The 18,647-nt window shown below is 52.2% G+C and carries 19 protein-coding genes, 1 pseudogene and 1 riboswitch; all 20 genes and pseudogenes read right to left on the reverse strand.

The annotated features are described in order from the left end of the window. Positions 1–178: 178 nt before the first annotated feature. Positions 179–1,165: a hydroxymethylbilane synthase gene (gene hemC, locus ACTNDI_RS07565; RefSeq protein ID WP_441100323.1), complete on the reverse strand. Its 987-nt coding sequence runs from the start codon at positions 1,163–1,165 to the stop codon at positions 179–181. 179 nt (positions 1,166–1,344) lie between these two features. Then, entirely contained in the window at positions 1,345–1,857 is a 513-nt protein-coding gene (locus tag ACTNDI_RS07570) for a precorrin-2 dehydrogenase/sirohydrochlorin ferrochelatase family protein (RefSeq protein ID WP_441100324.1), read from the reverse strand. After that, positions 1,854–3,101 carry a glutamyl-tRNA reductase gene (gene hemA, locus ACTNDI_RS07575; protein WP_441100325.1) on the reverse strand — a complete coding sequence of 416 codons (1,248 nt, stop codon included), beginning with the start codon at positions 3,099–3,101 and terminating at the stop codon, positions 1,854–1,856. Before hemA ends, ACTNDI_RS07570 begins: the two co-directional genes overlap by 4 nt. 12 nt (positions 3,102–3,113) lie before the next feature. After that, entirely contained in the window at positions 3,114–3,944 is an 831-nt protein-coding gene (locus ACTNDI_RS07580) for a sirohydrochlorin cobaltochelatase (protein WP_441100326.1), read from the reverse strand. A gap of 26 nt (positions 3,945–3,970) precedes the next feature. Continuing rightward, positions 3,971–4,702, reverse strand: a complete 732-nt coding sequence (locus ACTNDI_RS07585) for an ABC transporter permease (protein ID WP_441100327.1) — start codon at positions 4,700–4,702, stop codon at positions 3,971–3,973. Positions 4,703–4,783: 81 nt separating this feature from the next. Beyond that, the gene (locus ACTNDI_RS07590; protein ID WP_441100328.1) at positions 4,784–5,629 is read right to left on the reverse strand and encodes an ABC transporter ATP-binding protein; all 846 of its coding nucleotides are present in this window, start codon (positions 5,627–5,629) and stop codon (positions 4,784–4,786) included. A 173-nt stretch (positions 5,630–5,802) separates the two neighbouring features. After that, positions 5,803–7,143, reverse strand: coding sequence for a hypothetical protein (locus ACTNDI_RS07595; RefSeq protein ID WP_441100329.1), 1,341 nt, complete (start codon positions 7,141–7,143; stop codon positions 5,803–5,805). Further along, positions 7,140–7,823: a precorrin-2 C(20)-methyltransferase gene (gene cobI / locus ACTNDI_RS07600; protein WP_441100330.1), complete on the reverse strand. Its 684-nt coding sequence runs from the start codon at positions 7,821–7,823 to the stop codon at positions 7,140–7,142. Before cobI ends, ACTNDI_RS07595 begins: the two co-directional genes overlap by 4 nt. A 110-nt stretch (positions 7,824–7,933) precedes the next feature. Further along, positions 7,934–8,052: riboswitch (cobalamin riboswitch) on the reverse strand. A 157-nt stretch (positions 8,053–8,209) separates the two neighbouring features. Continuing rightward, a pseudogene (hisI, locus tag ACTNDI_RS07605) lies at positions 8,210–8,554 on the reverse strand (phosphoribosyl-AMP cyclohydrolase); the annotation flags it as partial. A 278-nt stretch (positions 8,555–8,832) separates the two neighbouring features. Next, positions 8,833–9,420 (reverse strand): imidazoleglycerol-phosphate dehydratase HisB, encoded by a 588-nt coding sequence (gene hisB / locus ACTNDI_RS07610; RefSeq protein WP_441100331.1) that lies wholly within the window; start codon positions 9,418–9,420, stop codon positions 8,833–8,835. A gap of 12 nt (positions 9,421–9,432) precedes the next feature. Beyond that, positions 9,433–10,734, reverse strand: a complete 1,302-nt coding sequence (gene hisD / locus ACTNDI_RS07615) for a histidinol dehydrogenase (protein ID WP_441100332.1) — start codon at positions 10,732–10,734, stop codon at positions 9,433–9,435. A 100-nt stretch (positions 10,735–10,834) separates the two neighbouring features. Then, complete coding sequence (gene hisG / locus ACTNDI_RS07620) at positions 10,835–11,485, reverse strand: ATP phosphoribosyltransferase (protein ID WP_441100333.1); 651 nt, start codon at positions 11,483–11,485, stop codon at positions 10,835–10,837. Continuing rightward, entirely contained in the window at positions 11,482–12,750 is a 1,269-nt protein-coding gene (gene hisZ, locus ACTNDI_RS07625) for an ATP phosphoribosyltransferase regulatory subunit (RefSeq protein ID WP_441100334.1), read from the reverse strand. The genes hisG and hisZ overlap by 4 nt, the downstream gene beginning before the upstream one ends. Positions 12,751–13,001: 251 nt before the next feature. Continuing rightward, positions 13,002–13,571 (reverse strand): Holliday junction resolvase RecU, encoded by a 570-nt coding sequence (locus ACTNDI_RS07630; protein WP_441100335.1) that lies wholly within the window; start codon positions 13,569–13,571, stop codon positions 13,002–13,004. A 12-nt stretch (positions 13,572–13,583) separates the two neighbouring features. Further along, positions 13,584–14,336 (reverse strand): signal peptidase I, encoded by a 753-nt coding sequence (lepB, locus tag ACTNDI_RS07635; protein ID WP_441100337.1) that lies wholly within the window; start codon positions 14,334–14,336, stop codon positions 13,584–13,586. 185 nt (positions 14,337–14,521) lie between these two features. Beyond that, entirely contained in the window at positions 14,522–15,667 is a 1,146-nt protein-coding gene (locus ACTNDI_RS07640) for an RluA family pseudouridine synthase (RefSeq protein WP_441100339.1), read from the reverse strand. 101 nt (positions 15,668–15,768) lie between these two features. Next, positions 15,769–16,341: a hypothetical protein gene (locus ACTNDI_RS07645; RefSeq protein WP_441100340.1), complete on the reverse strand. Its 573-nt coding sequence runs from the start codon at positions 16,339–16,341 to the stop codon at positions 15,769–15,771. Between the two features lie 87 nt (positions 16,342–16,428). Then, positions 16,429–17,262, reverse strand: coding sequence for a GTP pyrophosphokinase (locus tag ACTNDI_RS07650; protein WP_441100341.1), 834 nt, complete (start codon positions 17,260–17,262; stop codon positions 16,429–16,431). 70 nt (positions 17,263–17,332) lie between these two features. Continuing rightward, positions 17,333–17,998 carry an ATPase gene (locus ACTNDI_RS07655; protein ID WP_441100342.1) on the reverse strand — a complete coding sequence of 222 codons (666 nt, stop codon included), beginning with the start codon at positions 17,996–17,998 and terminating at the stop codon, positions 17,333–17,335. Positions 17,999–18,142: 144 nt separating this feature from the next. Next, positions 18,143–18,646: a pantetheine-phosphate adenylyltransferase gene (gene coaD / locus ACTNDI_RS07660; protein WP_441100343.1), complete on the reverse strand. Its 504-nt coding sequence runs from the start codon at positions 18,644–18,646 to the stop codon at positions 18,143–18,145. Between the last annotated feature and the right edge of the window lies 1 nt (position 18,647).

Consider the following 18,647-nt stretch of genomic DNA (forward strand, 5'->3'; position numbering starts at 1 on the left):
TTGGTGGATCTGTAGCAGAACGTTCAGAAAATAAGCAAACCAATTATTATACAGGACGACGCTCTGCGAAGCCGTGTCCGGTATATCTATTGGTCTGGACAAATAAAGAACGCTCTGGTAGTTTTTCCGGAGCTTCGTTGTTCGCGGATCTGCGCCTGAAGTCAGTGGTGTTATGTTTTCAGATCTCTGCCTGAAGTTTCCGAGCGAGAGCGATGCCAAGAGCGGCCGAATCGCCGGCGCGGGCAGCCGCAACGCCGGTGGAATACCTGCCGGTTTCTTCGCTGTAGTACAATCCGCGGAGGTAGATCAGTTTCTGACTTCTGCTTGCGGCTTTTTCGGGATCCATGCCTGCTTTAGGGGCGTGAAAAAGCTCCGGCGCCTTGTCCCCGAGGGCTTTCCGAAAAGCGTCTTCGTTCGCGTAGACAGTGGCGTGAGCAGCGATGGGCGAGGAACAGCCTCCGTTCAGATAACGGACGAACGCCCGCTCGCAGGTTGCGGCATAGAAGGAATCCTCGTCCGCAAAATCGTCAAATACAGAGGAGTCCTCTCCTCTTCTGCCCTGTACAGCCAGTATGGCCTGACCGGCAGAGGGAATCACCTCATCGACCGAAAAATAACGGCTGATCCGGTCCTGCATACCGAGACGTTTCATGCCTGCGGCGGCGAGTACGATGGCGCCATACTGTCCGTCGTCGAGCTTTCGGAGGCGGGTCTGAAGATTGCCGCGCACGCTCTGGAAGACGGCACCCGGGAACAGCTTTTTCAGCTGCAGGATTCTTCGGAGCGAGGAGGTTCCGATCGGTTTTGTGAGATCCGGCTCTGTCTGACCTTTCGGAAGGACGAGCACATCCCTGGGGTCTTCCCGCCTTGAATAAGCGACGACCGGAAGCTCATCCGGTACTTCCATGGGAAGATCCTTGAGGCTGTGAACCGAGTAGTCACTCCGGTGTTCCAGGAGAGCCTTGTCGAGCTCCTTGACGAAGAGCCCTTTTCCGCCGATCTGGTCGAGCCGGCGGTCGAGGATTTTATCTCCGGTCGTCTTCATGGTCAGAAGCTCGGTATCCAGCTCCGGATGATCCTTGTTCAGATATTGAATAACGAGATTGCTCTGTACCACCGCGAGAGTGCTCTCACGGCTTCCTATTATTATTTTTCGTTTCTTCATAATTGGATGCTCTTTCATGACAGATATCAGATGTTTGAATATGATGGATATACATGGCCGGGTTTGTATGCGCCGGCTCGCCGCCCTCGTACCGCTGGCAAATAACGAACTTACCGGTTCTCGTCCCGGTGGCGGAAGAACGGACATAGCGGTTCTCGTCTTGCTGGCGAAGAACGGACTTAGCGGTCCGTGGGGTCATCGGAATAGAGGGAGGTCTTGCATTGAAGGGCCTCTTCTACCCGCTGACGGACAGCCTTGACACGGTGATGGTCCGCGCCGCCTGCGTTGATGCCGACGACGATGCCGTCCTTCTGTACAACGCTCGGAAAGTAAAAATCGCATTTGTTCTTGTCGCTGCAGTCATTGACCATGATTCCGAGACACTTGCAGGCGACATAGATGTCGTTGTTCAGATCGGGGTCATCGGTGCAGGCAAGTACAAGGTCCGCATCCATGATATCGGTGCGCTCATAGGATTTCGGAATCCAGGTTACCGGTGCCTGCTGCGTATCGGAAGCGATCCGGCTGATGGCATCGGTGACTTCCGGCGCTATCACGGTGATGCTGCCGACAAAGCCGGACAGAGTAAGAATCCGGCGCTCTGCAATGGATCCACCGCCGACGACGACAACTTTTTTTTCGGATAAATCAAGAAATACCGGAAAAAATGGTTTTCCCTGAGAGGTGCTCATGAGTTCTCATCCTCCTTTTCAAAAACCTTCTCCATCCCTGCGACACACTCCCGGAATTCATGGTCGGGCAGATGGTCCTGAAGGTCAAAGATCAGCTTGGCAATTACTTTTCCGACGGCACGATCCATGTCTCCGTTAAGCACCATCTGCTCATCTCCGGTGAGGGGAAGCTTTCGGATGATCTTTCGCATCCGGAGGTTGTAGTCCTCCACCGCCTGATCCTTGATCCGGTGAATCCTCGGCACAAGATCGCGGTCATTCATCCAGAACCAGAACTCGCTTTCTTCTTCGGCAAGGATTTCCCGCGTCTGCCGATAGGCAGCCCGGTTGGCTTCATTTTCGGGGTCCGCATCCGAATGAAAGTCATCAATATTGTAGAGCGTGAAGCTCTTCAGATGAGAAATGCGGGGATCGATGTCCTGAGGGATCGCGAAATCGATCAGAATGATCGGGTGGTCCGGGTGCATGCCCAGAAGATCATCATATTCAATGGTGAGGTGGGGACTGGTTGTGGCGCTGACTACGAGGTCGCACTCCGGAAGATACTGCATGCGGTCGCCGTAATTGATGCGGCTGCATTCTGCAGGGATTTCCACATGGCCGCGGTGATACTGGCGGACCGTGACCGTGACATTGGCTCCGTTTTTGACAAGAGTATTGGCGGCGATTTTTCCGTATTCGCCATTTCCGATGACCATGCAGTTCGCGCCTTTGAAGTTGAAGCGCTGTTCCTTCAGCATGGACACGGCCTGCTCGATGGCAGTGGAATCGGCATGGGTGAAGGTCACGCTTGTCTTGACTTTCTTTGCGGCGGTCACGGCCATCCGGAACAGAACTTCGATGACGCTGTCGGTAAAATAGTTCTCTCGGGCAAAGGCGAGGGAGGATTTGACCTGAGTGAGAATCTGGTCCTCTGCGAGGATAGCGGATTTTAGTCCGCAGGTGAGAGCAAAGAGATGCTCCACAGCTTCCTCATCGGTGCGTCCCTGAAAATAGCCGCGGTATCTCTCCTCGTTCACATCCTTGAACAGGCAGATTTCATGGAGAAGGTTGTCCGGCTCTTCGCGGTCCGTGCTGACCCACAGCTCCATCCGGTTGCATGTGGACAAAAGCAGTACGCCGTCTGCTTTCAGATCTATCTGGATCTGTGTCATGAATTGTATACTCTCCTCTTTTGTAAAGGAGAAAAAGGACCTGACATTGACGGGTGCCAGTGTATGGTCCGTTCCGACCATCTGAATCATAACTTACCTCACTTACTTACCAAGGGCATGCCGGATCAGCAGGCGGCGAATCGCCTCTGATTCGCCGAGACCCTGCAGGACGCAGGTGACCTCATATCCGGCGTTTTCGAGCCGGGACTTCCAGGAATCCGGCTGGTTTCCGGCCATGTCGACGATCACATGATTTCCCGCAGTCATCAGAAAGGGCATCAGGATGAGATGATGGATGTGGCGTCCGTTTTTGGCAGCTGTCTGCAGTTCAGAGAGCACATGATCAAATCCGATTTCCGGGGAATCGATGGTGCCAAGCATGATGTTTTGAAGTCCCCGCTTCTCAAGTTCCCGATCAAGCGTGGAATAGATTCCGCCGAGCCCATAGGTGGTACCGTGGCCCATGAGGATGACGGCTTCATCATCTTTGCGGCAGGGGAAGCTGTCCGTGAGAAAGCGGATGATATCGTCCAGATCCTCATCGGAGCTGAGAAGCGGTCTGGCGATGCGGACTTTTTCAAACTTAGCGGACGCAGAGGAATTCCCGGCTTTCGTTTTTTCCCCTTTCTGAATATCCGCAAATCGGGCGCAGAGATCTCGGTACTCCTTTCCCTCGAATACGAATGCGGGGAGTACGAGCACATCCCGGATTCCGTCGCGAAGCATCCGCGCAATGGCCTCTTCTGTGCTGTCTGCCGGCGCGCGGCCGGAGGATAACAGACGTTTCCGGATAAAGGCACTTGTCCAGGCGCGGTAAAGAGTTCTGTCAGAGAAAAAAGATGCGGCCTCTGTCTCGAGAGCGCCAATCGATTTTCTCTGACTGTCTTCCTGGAGAGTGCCGAAGCTTGCAACAAGGATCGCTTTATCAGACATTGTATTTCCTTTCCGGCGAAGGCGCCTTACAGGTTTTTCTTTTTGTAAATAAACAGGACGGAGAGCAGGGTGAAGGCTGCCTGATAGATCAGCAGAATGACAACCCCGCCCCAGCCCGGATCGATTCCGGCTGAAATACTCCGGATCATGTTGCTCGCCTGGGACAGCGGGAGAAATCCCACAAAATACCGGAAAGCGGCAGGCATCTGATCCGTCGAGAAGAAGGTATTGCACAGAAACGACATGGGAACGATGATGTAGGCGTTGTATCTCGGTGCGTCGGAGTAGCTTTTTGCCAGAAAGGACAGAACCAGAGCCATCGTTGAAAAAACCATGCCGTTCAGGAACATGATCAGGAAGGATTTCCAGTTGAAGATCAGTCCCGTCCGGATCGACATGGTGAGAAGCAGGATGATGCAGGATGCGTACATCCCGCGGAGTGCGCCGCCGATAATCTGTCCCGCGATGAACTGCCACAGGGGCGTCGGCGAAATCATCACCTGATCGAGTGCTTTCTCATACAGCCGCTGAACGCTCATGTTCTGGGCCACCGCGCTAAAGCTTCCGGTCATAGTGGACATGGCTACGATGCCGGGAATCAGGTAGTTGAGGTACGGTTCTCCGTGCGAAGTTGCCTGTATACCGAGGCCGAATATGATCAGATACATCAGGGGCGAGATCATGGATGCCAGCGTGATCTTGAAAAAATCCCGCTTGAACTCCGCCCATTTTTCCCATAATACGGTAATTATTCCCATTCGTTCTTTCCTGTCTGTTCGTATGCCCGCTTTGCTATCGTTGTCGGTACTGTAAGGAAATCCATTGGTTCACTGCTGCCATCATCTGCGAATGCGGTTCCCGATGCGTTCCACAAACGCATCCTCAAGGGTGGTCCTGCGAAGAGATGCCGTAGCGTCCGGATCGAGTCCATCCAGATAATCAATCGCTGCCCTTCTGTCGGAGAAGAACCGGCTCTTCTGTCCCTCATCGGTGGCTTCATCGACAGCGTATTTTCCAAGGGAAAGGATGAGATTTGAGGGAGTGTCAACAACGTCCAGTTTGCCTTTGTGAAGAAAGGCAACCCGGTCGCAGAGCGCCTCTGCTTCCTCGATATAATGCGTGGTCAGGATAATTGTGATGTTCTGGCGCTGCAGCTTCCTCAGAAGTTCCCACATCTGCCGTCTCGCAAAAGCGTCCATGCCTGCGGTGGGTTCGTCGAGAAGGATGATTCCGGGATCCGTCATCAGCGCCCGGCAGATCATCAGCTTGCGTTTCATGCCGCCGGACAGATGTCGGACAATGCGCCTGCGGTAGTCGATGAGACCGGCGAATTCGAGCAGCTCATCGGTTTTCCGGCGAATAACCTTGCGGGGCATATAGTAGAGCCTGCCCTGATATTCCATTACCTCATCCATGGTCATGTCCTGACGCATGGAGTATTCCTGGGTGACGATGGAAAGCTTTCGTTTCTGCGCCGAGGATTTGCGGGTGACTTTTTCGCCGTCGATCAGGACCGCTCCCTCCGTAGGAAGAAGGACCGTCGAGATCATGCTGATGGTCGTTGTCTTACCGGCACCGTTTGAGCCGAGAAGTCCGAAAAATTCTCCGGTATTGATCGTCAGATTGAGATGGTCCACGGCAGTGAAGTCATCAAATTTTTTTGTGAGATTTTGTAATTCGATCATTTCGTATATCTGGTATTTCTGATTATCCGTTTGTTGCAAAATCGTCCGGAGAGTACCGTTTCACATTGCTTTTGGTGCGGAGAATGTCGCTTTGTACTGCTCTTTGGCTCGGAGAGCGTCGCATCACACTGTTTTAGGTGCTGAGAGCGACGGCTCCGTCCTGTGCGCGCGGCTCAGCGATACCGGGTCTTGCGGGTGAGAAAGCTGAGGACAGCGCCGGCCAGGATGATAAACAGGGCGACAATGAGCACCCGCCTCGTTGCAATCTGTGGAACAAGATTCCTGCTTCCGATCGTGTCCGCATAGAAGGTGAGCTGATAGCTGATTTCCACAGGATCCCCCATGGCGGTTGTGTCGGCAATTACCGGTACGGGCGCGTCCATGGAGGTGATCGGAATGATAAAGGTCGAGGTTCCGCCGTCTCTGGTGTTGTTCTGGTATTTGACGCCGTCAACAATCATGTAGTCGTAGTAGGTGCTGCTCCAGTAAAGCTTAGCGTATGCCTTTCCGTTCCGGATGATCAGAAGGGTGGGTGAGGTGACACTTGCTCTTCCGCTTCCGCCGGTCATGTTGACCTCGATGGAATACTCGCCGTCTTTCCGGTCAACCGATACGGCATTCCCGCTTTCGGCGGGGGCGTCCGGCGGGGATCCGGCAGAGGAAGCCGAGACTGAGGACAGGCTTTCGCCTGTGTCTGCGGAAACATCTGAGGAGGGCTCTTTGTCTGTGGAAGTGCTCTCTGAAGAAGAACCGGCAGTGCCAGAAGCGCCTTCTGAAGAAGAGCCGGAAGTCCCGGAAGCGCTTTCTGAAGAGGAACCGGAAGCCCCGGAAACGTCTCCTGAAGAGGAGCCGGCGATCTCAGAAGTGTCTCGTTTGGCTTTAGCGAGATCGCTGGCAGCGTCAAGCTTATCCGTGTCGTAGCCGATTGCCTTCAGTCCGTCCTCGATGGCATCAAAGTCCGGCAGAGTCACGCGAAGGCTCGATGCGGGCAGAGAGGTCGCGTCAAACAGGATTGTCCGGTCGTACCATTTATTCTTCCGTGTGCTGAAGGACGCAATGGAAATCTGCTTATCCAGCGCGTCCACCGGAATCGTGAAGGAGGCATAGCCTTCCTTATCCTCAATGATTTCAATATAATCAGAGACATCGGCCTTGGCGGCTTCTTTCCCGGTTCCGTTATAGATCAGCGAGTAGGAAAAGGTATCAAGCTGGATGGCTGCGGTCATTTTTCCGTCTTTGATTGTCAGTTTGCAGGAGTCAATCCGGAAAAACTGTGAGCTGACATCGACGTCGATATCGTAGGTGCCATCATTGACATCGCTTCCACTGATCGGTGTCATTCCGTATCGGCCGACAGGCCTGGTGGAAACGGTCTCTCCGCTTCCCGCCACGTCGCTGTGTTCCTGATCAGCGAAAACAGATATGGGGCCGAACGATGCGGCTGTGGTCATCAGAACCAGAAAGAGGACGGGAAGTACCCTTCGCAGGTTGTTTTTTAATGGAAGCTTCTTCATTTTTCCTTTGCGACGATCAGTGAAAAATATCCCGCGTCATCGGGAATCTCATCCAGAGAACGGTAGATCTTCTGCCCCGGCATGCCGCAGTTCTCGACCATCTCAACCTTTTTGCCCGAGGCACGGAGATTTTCCTTGACGGCGTCCATATGGCTGCCAGATTTCATCAGCACGTAGGTGCCGGGCTGGTCGAGGGGAACATCCAGCTTATGTACCGCGGGAATGATGTGAAGCTGCTCCGTCCACTCCGTGAGCGGTATGTTCAGGGTGGCGGCAGCGGCGCAGAACGAGGTGATTCCGCTGACGAGGGCGGTCTCATATCCGTCCGCCTCTACGATTTCCTGTACATAAGAGAAAGTAGAGTAAATCGTGGGATCCCCGAGAGTGATAAAGACGACATTTTTTCCCTCGTCGAGAACCTTTTCGATCTGACGGGCACCCTTTTTGTGATTCTCAATTTGTTCGGCCTTGTTCATGACCATCGGCATGAAGATCGGCATCAGCGTTTTGTCCGCGATTTCCGGGACCGCCTGCACCGCGATTTTATACGCGACAGTATCCTTCACAGATTCACCGGGAGCAGCGATGACCTCGTTTTCGCGGAGGATACGACAAGCCTTCAGCGTCATTAATTCCGGATCTCCGGGTCCGACTCCAATTCCAAATAATATTCCTGACATTATAAATTTCTCCTTAGACAAAAATAAAAGCCGTTTCCGGTAGGGGAAACGACCTGCGTGGGACACAAGCACAGTCAATCGCTATGTTCTGCAATCATCCATCCGTCGTGTCATTTGCAGTGCCGTATGCGGGTGCTCTGGCTTGTATCAGAACGATACTCACAGTTGCGGGACAGCGCAGGATTCGCACCTGCTTCCCCCTTCACATACAGTCAGAATTTGTGTTTCAAAATCTTCCGTGTGTATCCACTATTATAGTTTAACGGAGTAGTATATGCAAGGTAAAGATTATGAAATCGCAAGAGGTAAAGATTTTGAAATCGTCATAAACGAGAACTGTTCACATTTCATGACTTCACGCTGCGGTGAAAACAGTACTATGCCTCCTCGCGACGGTAAAGCTCCTTGAAGAAGCAGGAATAGCTTCCGGTGTGGCAGGCAGCTCCTATCTGCTCTACCTTTGCCAGAAGGGTGTCGTTGTCGCAGTCCAGGGTAAGGGACTGAACATACTGGAAATGTCCGGATGTCAGTCCTTTGATCCACAGCTCCTGCCTGCTCCGGCTCCAGTATGTCATACGTCCGCTCTCCAGCGTCTTCTGGAAGGACTCCTCGTTCATATAGGCGAGCATGAGAACTTCTCCGGTGCGGCAGTCCTGCACGATGCAGGGGACAAGGCCGCTCTCATTGAGTTTGAAGTCCTTCCAGGCAAGGCTGCACTTCTGTGTATTGGTCTTTGCTTTTTCTTCCTGATTTTGTATCATCAGCTGCGTCCTTTCCAAATTTTGCGGATTCATGATATGCGCGGGCAGTGAGCCACATCCGCTCACACAAAGTGTGAAGCGGTGGGGCGAACGCCGCGACAGACCGACGAAGTCGGTCACCTGTAGGATTGCAGGAGTGCGAAGCACGGAGCAATCCGTAGCTTATACAGTATGTGGCACGACTTATCGTATGAGGTTTATTATAAAATCGGGCCGGATATTCGATCTTCCGGTTTACGGGCAGTGGATCAGAGGCTTCCCTTCGTGGACAGGACGTCTGTGATTCTTGAATCCGGAGAGGTGGCCTGATCGAGGGATTTTGCGAAGGACTTGAACAGTGCCTCTGCCTTGTGATGATCGTTTTCGCCGTACATGACCTTCATGTGAAGATTCATTTCCGCAGAGTAGGAAATCGCGTAAAAGAATTCCCGGACCATCTGTGTGCTCATGTCTCCCATTCTGTCCGTGGTGAAGTCTGCGTCATATACGAAATAGGGACGGCCGGAAAGATCAATGGCAGTGAGCACAAGGGTTTCATCCATCGGAAGGATACAGCTTCCGAAACGGCGGATCCCCTTCTTCTCTCCGCAAGCCTGCCGAATGGCAGTGCCGAGGACGATGCCGGTATCCTCGATGGTGTGATGATCGTCAACATTCAGATCGCCATTTACGTGGATGGTCAGGTCGAAGAGACCGTGACGGGCAAAGCCGTCCAGCATATGGTTGAAAAAACCAACGCCGGTATCCAGGTCTGTTTTTCCGGTGCCGTCCAGGTTGATGGTGACGGTGATCTGCGTCTCCTTTGTATTGCGGGTTACGGTAGCTGTTCTGTTCATAAATTTGTCCTCTTAGTCCTCGTCATTTTCAAAGCGGACCGCAATGGAATTTGCATGTGCGGTGAGCTGCTCACATTTCGCGAATTGTTCAATATCCTTGTGAATCTCCTTGAGGGCCTCTCTGGAATAATGGATGATGCTGGATTTCTTGACAAAATCATCTACACTCAGAGGCGAGAAAAATCTGGCGGTTCCGCTCGTCGGAAGAATGTGGTTCGGTCCGGCAAAATAGTCGCCGAGCGGTTCACTGCTGTATTCACCAATAAAGATGGCGCCGGCGTTGCGGATCTTTGTCATAACCTCGAAGGCGTCTCTCATGACGATTTCCAGATGTTCCGGCGCGAATTCATTTGCCGCGTCGATTGCCTCCTGTCTGTTTCGCGCCACAAGAATCCGTCCGAAATTGTCCAGGGATTTCTGAATAATCTCACGTCTGGACAAAATCTTGAGAAATCCGTCAACTTCGGCGCTGACCTTCCGGGCGAGATCTTCACTTGTGGTGACGAGAACGGCGGAGGCCATCTCATCGTGTTCCGCCTGGGACAGAAGGTCTGCGGCGACGTATCTCGGATTGGCGGTCTCATCTGCGAGAACCAGGATTTCGGAGGGGCCGGCGACAGAATCGATGCTTACATTGCCGTATACTGCTTTCTTTGCAAGTGCGACAAAAATATTGCCTGGACCGACGATTTTATCAACTTTCGGGATGCTCTCCGTGCCGAAGGCAAGCGCGGCAATCGCCTGTGCTCCGCCCACCTTGAAGATCCTGTCAGCTCCTGCCTCATTGGCGGCAACAAGGACGACAGGATTCACCTTTCCCTCGGCATTGCAGGGGGTTGTCATGATGACCTCTTCGACACCCGCAACCTTTGCGGGGACGATGTTCATCAGTACGGATGAAGGATATGCTGCTTTCCCGCCGGGTACATAGACTCCGACTCTCTGCATGGGCGTGATTTTCTGCCCGAGAATGGTTCCTTTTTCCGTGGTCGTGATCCAGCTGTTCTGCTTCTGCTTCTCATGGAAGGCACGGATATTTACGAGTGCTTTGCGGACAACATCGAGGAGTTCCGGGGGCACCTCCTTGTATGCGGCCCGGATTTCTTCCTCTGTTACCTGGAAATTGCTTCCGGTGATCTCTGCGCGGTCAAATTTTTTTGTGTATTCAAAAACCGCCTCGTCGCCGCGCGCCTTGATGTCCTCGATGATGGAGCGAACGGTGGCCTCCTGTGTTCCAAAGGTGGAAGGACTTCTCTGGAGGATATTTTTCTGTACTTCCTTTTTGTTTTCTTCACTGAGTTCAACGATTTTCATTTTCTTATCTCCTGCAGTGTTCATGCTGCCTGTCACAGCCTTGTGTTTCATATGAAATAAATGAAAAGATGATTTCAGATGCCCGGTTCAGACCTGTTCTTCATGCCTGTTCCTGCGCGCGAACCGCCTTGATCCGGCGGATCAGGTCCGTGATTCGCATGTTGTCCATTTTCATGCTGACCGGGTTCACGACCATTCTCGCGGAGAGCGGGCATACCTCTTCGAGAACCTGAAGACCATTTTCTCTCAGGGTGGTTCCGGTCTCAACGATATCTACGATCACCTCGGACAGTCCAACGATGGGGGCAAGTTCAATGGATCCGTTCAGCTTGATGATTTCCATGTTCTGATTTTTTTTATTGTAAAAATAGTCCTTGGCGATGTTCGGATACTTCGTCGCCACGCGGATCAGCTGGTTGTGATCGAGGTATTCTCTTGCGGATGCCGGGCCGCAGACACACATCTTGCATTTCCCGTAGCCAAGATCGAGAACTTCATAGATCTTCCGGTTCTCTTCCATTATGGTGTCCTTGCCGACGATGCCGATATCGGCCGCGCCGTACTCGACATAGGTGGGGACATCCGGGCCTTTTGCCAGGAAGAAACGCAGACCGTACTGTTCGTTGGTGAAGATCAGCTTGCGGGTGCTCTTGTCCTTCATCTCATCGCAGCTGATGCCGAGCTTTTCAAGCGTGGCCATGGTCTGATCCGCCAGACGGCCTTTTGTGAGCGCAAAGGTAAGATATCTCATTGTGCCTGTCCTCCGTTTCCGCCAAAGGGATAGATTCTTTCGGTACTGCCGTTTGAAAGGTTGATCGCGTAGACCTCATCCATCGAGCGGAAATAGATGATGCCGCCGAACTGATTGCGCATCCCGTATCTGCGGTAATCGTCCAGAACCTTTCCGTATTCAAACCTTACACAGGCGACATCGAGGCCATTTGCTCTCCGGGAACCTGCATAATGAATGGCCATCTCCTCCAGCTCCGCCGGGTAAAGAATCATTGTCTTGATATCTTCTACGGGAAGGGAGATCTTCTGCCGCTCTATGGCGTTCAGAAGGGAGTCAATCTCCGTGGCAAAACCGACAGCAGCGCATTTCTTTCCGAAGTGTTCAATAAGCCGATTGTACCGGCCTCCCTTGATCAGCGCGTCACCTGAGCCATATGTATACGCCTGGAAGATGATCCCTGTGTAATACCGGTATTCGGTTACCAGACCGAAGTCAAAGGTAACGTAATTTTCACAGCCGTACATCTTCAGGAAATGATAGATCCGTTCCAGCCGGTCGACCGCGGCACGGCAGCTCCGATTTCCGGTCAGTGTTCTCGCCTGTTCCAGAACCTCCTCATTGCCGAAGAGACCGGGCATTTCGACCAGGGCTTTTTTCAGATCCGGCCGGATATTCAGGTGATCGATCAGCTCCTCCGCGCCGAAGCGGTTCTGTGCGGCAAGAAGGTTTCTGAGCTCCTGCAGAGAATCTTCGCTCATGCCGGCTTCTTCCGCCAGGGCATTGAAATAATCCACGTGGCCCATGCTTACCTGAAAATTCTCCAGTCCCGCCCTGCGCATGGTGGATACCACAAGGGCAATGATCTCCGCATCGGCCTCCGCACTGTCATCGTTCATAAATTCTACACCCATCTGAGTGCTTTCATTCAGGCTTCCGTGGTAAGAATGGTTGTTGCGGTAGATGCTTCCGTGGTAGCAAAGGCGGAGCGGCATCTCCTCTTCGCCGAAATACATGGCAACGGCGCGGGCAACGGAAGGCGTGAAATCCGAGCGCAGCACCAGAGTGTTACCGTCGCGGTCGAAGAATTTATAGAGGTCGCGGGAGGGAGTCGTACCGACTTCCTTTGCGAAGACGTCGAAGAATTCAAAGCCCGGGGTTTCGATCGACTGATATCCGAAGGAGCGGTAGAGCTTCTCGATCTGTCTCTCCAGATATCTCTTCCGGTCGCATTCGCGGCCGAATATGTCGCGGACACCCTCCGGGGTGTGGATTAATTTTTTCATGGCGTTCTCCTGTTTGTCTGAACGGTTAAGATTGTTCTTCAGATGTTTTTTATTCGTCACTTTAGTATGCTACCATACTACTACGCTAAATACAAGGAGTAATTGCAATGGTTTTCGATCCGCTTTTCACTCCCATACTCTTTCCCCTTCCCTGTGCACACGACGGAGAACATCAGAAAGGAAGTTCATGTGCGTTTCTTTTCCAGGTGCCCCTGCCTCCTGGGCACGGCGAAGAAAGACTGGAAGAGGGCTTATTCACCGTCAAAATCGGCACCCTCGGCTGCATCCGCGTCCCGCAGGGCGAGATCTCTCGAGATTCCGTCCAGATAAGGCACCAGAATGCCGGCTCTCTTCCGGAGAAAAAAAGCGGGCGTAAGCTCATCAAAATGAAAACGCTTCAGCCCGCCTGCTTCCATACGATTCCAGAACCGGAGCAGTTCTTCGTAGCGAAGATAATAATATTCATCCCGTGAGGAATAGAAAATGAGGAGAAAGGATATCCCCTGCTGCTTCTCGAAATCGGACATAAAACGGATCTGATGCGGATGAATATTTGCCAGAGGAAAGGTATCGGTCTTGCATTCCTTGGCATCGAAGCAGACGGGAATGCCCTGCACTGCTCCGATGTAATCAATGGTGCTTTTCTGATCGAAATATGCCAGAGTGATGCGTCGTGTCTCCTTGTCCATTCTGACCGGAGTAATCGGGGTTGGGATTTTCTGGATCAGCGCAAGTCCCTGGTCCCGGTACTGGTCATTTGTCCGGTTAATCATGTCTTCGAGGGTGGAACCGCGAAGCCCTCTTGAATTCCAGGTCGCCATCGTGAGGCCGCCTCAGAATCCGAATACAGAAGCAGGATTCAGCGCCGGGAATCCCGCAGATGTCGTTGCTGCCCCGGAAAATCCAGAGACCGAGGCACTGGCAGTATCTGCTGTCGGATCATAATAGTCCGCCTCTTTGCTGTTGATTACCGAGATCTTGTTCAGCGGCCAGTAGCGGAAGAAGGCCTTTCCAAGGATTTTTTCCTTCTTGACAAAGGGATTTTCCCAGTATCGGGAATCCTTGGAATAAACGCGGTTGTCGCCCAGCATGAAGTAGCTGTCTGCCGGAACGGTGAGCGGGAACGTCAGATTTCCGGTGTCGGTGGAGTCCGGCGCAGCGCAGAAACTGTCATCCAGAGGAGTCTTGCTTCCGTTGATATAGACATCACCGTTCCGGATGTCAACAGTCTCGCCCGGAAGGCCGATGACCCGTTTGATGAAAAGACGCGATTCGTCATCAGGATAGCGGAAAATGACGATGTCATATCTCTTCGGATCGCTGTTCAGGTAGGCCAGGCGGTTTCCAAAGATCTGGTCGTTGGTCATGATCGTCGGTTCCATGGATGCGGATGGAATCCGTGCATTGACAATGATGAATTTCTGAAGGACAAACATAACGATCAGAACGATCGCAATGATTTTCACGTAGTCGAAAACATCCTTACGGATACTCTCCTTCCGGTCGTCCGGTGTGGTTACCGGTGTTTTCTCGTCCGGCCCTTCCGGCCGGGGATCAGTAGAATTGGTATCAGGTTTTTTACTCATGTGTTCTTCTTTCCTGTCAGGTAAAATGAGGTTATTGTGCAGCCGCCAGTGCCGCAGCCTTGGGATGCGGAACCATGCGGACAGGCAGCACGCAGGCCTGTGTGACCGTGCGGCTGAATGACGGTTCGCATGATTTGTCTGATGAACAGTGCAGCACAAAGATAAGTATGATCATGCGGCGGATGTTACAGCCGGTTGGCTGCTTCAAGCTTTTTCAGCGTGGTTCTGAGGTCATCGGGCAGGGGAGCCAGAAAGGTTCTTCCCGACAGATCAGAGAGAACGCCGTTCATCGGGGGAAAAACAAGCTCCGACGCGTGGAGAAACTGTCTGCGAAGGCCGAAGTGCTTGCGGAAATCTTCGTTCCGGTTTCTGAGACCATATTTTACATCACCGATGATGGGATGTCCAATAAAAGAGAGATGGCTCCGGATCTGGTGAGTCTTTCCGGTGATCAGGTTTACCTTCAGTAAGGTAAAGGAAGCAGGCTGCCCGTGCGGGTCTGTGATCCGGAAATGCTTCACCGGGCTGTATTCCGTTTCGATGTATTCGCCGGGATTCTGCACACCTTCCGCGGCGAATGTCAGCTTCGCATCAGGGATCTGAACGTTGTCCGGTATGGATGCTGCAGATGTTCGGGAAGGCACTGCGTCTGCGGCAGATGTTCGGACGGATGCTCTGTCATGAACGGTCACCCGGTTGGTCCGGGGATCCTTCGTGAGATATGCACTGATGCGGGCGGGCTCCCGGATTTCGCCCTCTGTCAGGGCATAATAGTATTTGTGTACGGTCCGGTCTCTCAGGCATTCGGAAAGCTCCCGGGCGGCGGCGAGCGTCTTTGCGGCAAGCACAATTCCGCTTGTATTCCGGTCGATCCGGTTGACCACAGAAGGACGGAAGATGCGGAGACTCTCTTCTGTGAGCTCGCCCTTTTCGGTCAGGTATGACTGGATCATTTCCACCAGGGAGATGTCCTCGGGGGCTGCCTTCTGGGAGAGAATCCCGGCCTTTTTGTTCAGAATCAGCACGTGAGAGTCCTCAAAGAGGATGTCCGATGCGGCAAGTGGGGCAGGCCCGGGCTTTCCGGATTTGTTCTTCTGCGGGAGAGGTCCTGCTGCGGAAAATTTACGCAGCGTTTCATCTGAGAAAAAGATTCGGATTTCGTCTCCTTCCCGCAGAAGTTCCTTTCCGGTAGCCTTCGCTCCGTTGAGTGTAATATTCTTCTTTCGCAGCTGTTTATACAGAAAACCGCTTCCCGCCTCCGGAAGATATCTTCTGAGAAATTTATCCAGACGCTGGGAAGCAGTTTCGGTGTCAATGGTGATTTGAATCATTCTTTTTCCTACATATTATTGAAAGCGGCTGAAAGCCATAAAAAGCGAATAAAAATTAAAGCAATGCAAAACGATAAAAACAATTAAGTGCAATAAAACAATTAGAGGGCAAGCTGCCGGAGGATTGCTGCGACCTCGTCATCGCGGTCCATGCGGTATTCCGCCTGCTTTTCCCGCATCTGGTCGATGCGCTCCAGGAAATTCTTTCGATTAGAGAAGATCTTGACGGTGACCTTATATCCGCTCTGCAGAACCGATTTCCGGATGTGGCCTTCCATAAACTGAAGAACACCGGGCGCAGCATTCTCATGGGTATATGCGGTGATATACTCTCCGCACACGGCCGCCGCGTCAATAAAGAGATTCTGGTCGCGGGTGGTCAGGTACAGTTCGTACAGCATGGGGAGAGAGCCGGCGTGGGTCTCGATATCCGTATGGAGTTCCTGATCCATCGGCTTTCTCATCAGCATCATGATCATTCCAACCATTGACATTGCCGCGGGAACGCAGCCGACTGCTGCGATAATCGAATAGATGTTGCGGCGGCTGCCGTTGTTCATGATCAGGCCAAAAGCAAAGATGGCGAAATCAATCGCAAACGCGATAACGGTTCTCAGAACTCTCTTAAACTTTTCATGTCGGATGTAGCCGTACTGACCCTTTTCGATTTTCAAACCTCTGTCTCCTTTTATTCTTCACTGATTTTTTGCCTTCATCGACGCCGGATCCGTATCGTATCACGATCAGGGTCGGAGGAATCCTTATTCTTCACTGATTTTTATGCCTTCATCGACGCGGTTTTTCTGGGCGTGATAGGCCTGAGCGATAAGATCCAGCTGATGATGGTAGCGGACTAGCTCTTCCACGTCACCGGACTGATAGATCCGATAGAATTCTTCCTGAATTTTTTCCACCTCGCGCTTCGAGGTCATCCGGTAGAGACTCTCGATGGTATTTACGATATCTTCCACGAGATTGTAGCGGAGCTTGGAGGAAAGCTGGGCGTCCATGATCTCATCGCGGACGGAAGACATCTCGCTGTCCAGAGAAATGATGGCGTCCGCGGCATTGGACAGACGGCTGCCGACCCGCTCGGGGATTTGTCCTTTGTACTTGTACTGGAGAGAGTGCTCCGTCGTAGCCCAGAAGTCCATCGCCATGGTCCGGATCTGGATCTCGACCAGAATTTTCTTCGGCCCGTTGATGGTGTTCACTTCATAATGCACAACCATGTGATAGCTGCGGTAACCGCTCTGCTTCTGGTTGCGGATATAGTCCTTGATTTCGACCAGCTCGATGTCGGTCCGGCTGGTGATGAGACTGGCAACTCTGTTGATATCCTCGGTGAACTGGCAGATGATGCGTATGCCCGCAATGTCTTCTATCTGCTCTTCCATTTTTTCCGGCGGGATATTTTTCTTTGCCATTTTGTCGAGTATGCTGGAAATGCTTTTGACGCGTCCGGTCACATGCTCGATCGGGCAGTACTGCCCCTGCTCCTGAAATTCTCTCCGCAGGGAATCAAATTTCAGAATCAGTTCATCCACAGCCATTACATAGGGGCTGAGGACCTTATGCCACATGATGATATCCATATTCTGCACCTTGCTTCATAACAAAAAACAGCCCATCCCTTTCCGGAATGAGCTGCGATAAGTTCAAAATTTACTCTTCATCCTCGTAATCGGCGTCATCATCCTCATCCACGTCGTCGGAATCGTCATATGCTGTCTGTCCGCCGGTCTCCTGAGCAGTGTCCGCCGGATTGCCGGATGTGGAACTGTTGTCCTCCATCGGAGCAAGCTGACTTCTGTTCTGATTTACAAGATCATAGTAGCTCTGCAGGGAACCGGAGAAATCGTTGTACTTCTCTCCGACCTCGGCCATCGCATTGCTGAGGATCGAGGAAATATTCCCGAGAAGCTGATCAGTATAAGTGATCGCGCTCGAGCGGATGTTGTTCGCGTCATTCTGGGCGGAATCCAGAATATCCTGCGCCTGCTGATTTGCCTGATTGACGGTATCATTTGCCTGCGCGTAGGCTGCCTGCATGACCTCGGTCTCTGAAGTCAGCTCCTGGGCCTTCTTCTCTGCCTCCGCGATGATATTGTCCGCCTTTGACTGCGCGTCCGCAAGAATCGCATCCTTGTTGCCGATGATCTTCTGGTAGCGTTTGATCTCATCCGGCGTCTTCAGACGAAGCTCGCGGAGAAGCTCTTCCAGCTCTTCTTTATTTACAATGATCTTGGTAGTGGATAACGGCTGATACCGGCAGTTCTCCACATATTCTTCTATCTCCTCAATGATCTGTTCAATTCTGCTGCTGCTCATTATTTATACTCCTTACCTTAATTTACCTGTATCATCTGAATTCCGGAAGAATAATCCGTCCGATTATGACCGGCAACTGCCCCTCAGCTGTGCCGATCCGAATCCGCACGCGGCGTTGTCCGGAAAAAGTATTCAGCGGGTATCTCAGTCCTCGCTGTGAATGCGTCGGATGTCACCAAGCTTCCGGTGTATTTCACCCGCCACAAAAGGAGGCACAAATTCGCTGATATCGCCTCCGAACGCAGCAACCTCCTTCACGGTTGTAGAGCTCAGATACGAGTACTGAAGTGCCGTATAGAGAAAAGTGGTATCGACATCGGGGGCAAGCTTGCGGTTTGTCTGTGCCATCTGAAGTTCATATTCAAAATCAGTGATGAGGCGCAGCCCCCGTACAATCACGCTTGCGTGACAGGTCTTCGCGAAATCGACAGAAAGACCTTCGAATGCCTGTACCTCGACGTTCGGGATCCCACTCGTGGCTTTCTTAAGTATATTAACACGTTCCTTTGATGAAAACAACGGAGTTTTTGCAGAATTGTGCAAAACCCCAATGATGAGCTTGTCGTATAATTTTGACGCGCGGGTAATGATATCGAGGTGACCATAGGTCACAGGATCAAAGGTACCCGGATAAACGGCGATAACCATC

The sequence above is a fragment of the Bilifractor sp. HCP3S3_D3 genome (genome assembly GCF_052063915.1).
Taxonomy (GTDB): Bacteria; Bacillota; Clostridia; order Lachnospirales; family Lachnospiraceae; genus Bilifractor.

Excerpts from the sequence above, each read along its gene's own strand:
- hemC (WP_441100323.1), bottom strand. The coding sequence starts at position 1,165 with ATGAAGAAACGAAAAATAATAATAGGAAGCCGTGAGAGCACTCTCGCG.
- ACTNDI_RS07570 (WP_441100324.1), bottom strand. The coding sequence starts at position 1,857 with ATGAGCACCTCTCAGGGAAAACCATTTTTTCCGGTATTTCTTGATTTA.
- hemA (WP_441100325.1), bottom strand. The coding sequence starts at position 3,101 with ATGATTCAGATGGTCGGAACGGACCATACACTGGCACCCGTCAATGTC.
- ACTNDI_RS07580 (WP_441100326.1), bottom strand. The coding sequence starts at position 3,944 with ATGTCTGATAAAGCGATCCTTGTTGCAAGCTTCGGCACTCTCCAGGAA.
- ACTNDI_RS07585 (WP_441100327.1), bottom strand. The coding sequence starts at position 4,702 with ATGGGAATAATTACCGTATTATGGGAAAAATGGGCGGAGTTCAAGCGG.
- ACTNDI_RS07590 (WP_441100328.1), bottom strand. The coding sequence starts at position 5,629 with ATGATCGAATTACAAAATCTCACAAAAAAATTTGATGACTTCACTGCC.
- ACTNDI_RS07595 (WP_441100329.1), bottom strand. The coding sequence starts at position 7,143 with ATGAAGAAGCTTCCATTAAAAAACAACCTGCGAAGGGTACTTCCCGTC.
- cobI (WP_441100330.1), bottom strand. The coding sequence starts at position 7,823 with ATGTCAGGAATATTATTTGGAATTGGAGTCGGACCCGGAGATCCGGAA.
- hisB (WP_441100331.1), bottom strand. The coding sequence starts at position 9,420 with ATGAACAGAACAGCTACCGTAACCCGCAATACAAAGGAGACGCAGATC.
- hisD (WP_441100332.1), bottom strand. The coding sequence starts at position 10,734 with ATGAAAATCGTTGAACTCAGTGAAGAAAACAAAAAGGAAGTACAGAAA.
- hisG (WP_441100333.1), bottom strand. The coding sequence starts at position 11,485 with ATGAGATATCTTACCTTTGCGCTCACAAAAGGCCGTCTGGCGGATCAG.
- hisZ (WP_441100334.1), bottom strand. The coding sequence starts at position 12,750 with ATGAAAAAATTAATCCACACCCCGGAGGGTGTCCGCGACATATTCGGC.
- ACTNDI_RS07630 (WP_441100335.1), bottom strand. The coding sequence starts at position 13,571 with ATGGCGACCTGGAATTCAAGAGGGCTTCGCGGTTCCACCCTCGAAGAC.
- lepB (WP_441100337.1), bottom strand. The coding sequence starts at position 14,336 with ATGAGTAAAAAACCTGATACCAATTCTACTGATCCCCGGCCGGAAGGG.
- ACTNDI_RS07640 (WP_441100339.1), bottom strand. The coding sequence starts at position 15,667 with ATGATTCAAATCACCATTGACACCGAAACTGCTTCCCAGCGTCTGGAT.
- ACTNDI_RS07650 (WP_441100341.1), bottom strand. The coding sequence starts at position 17,262 with ATGGATATCATCATGTGGCATAAGGTCCTCAGCCCCTATGTAATGGCT.
- ACTNDI_RS07655 (WP_441100342.1), bottom strand. The coding sequence starts at position 17,998 with ATGAGCAGCAGCAGAATTGAACAGATCATTGAGGAGATAGAAGAATAT.
- coaD (WP_441100343.1), bottom strand. The coding sequence starts at position 18,646 with ATGGTTATCGCCGTTTATCCGGGTACCTTTGATCCTGTGACCTATGGT.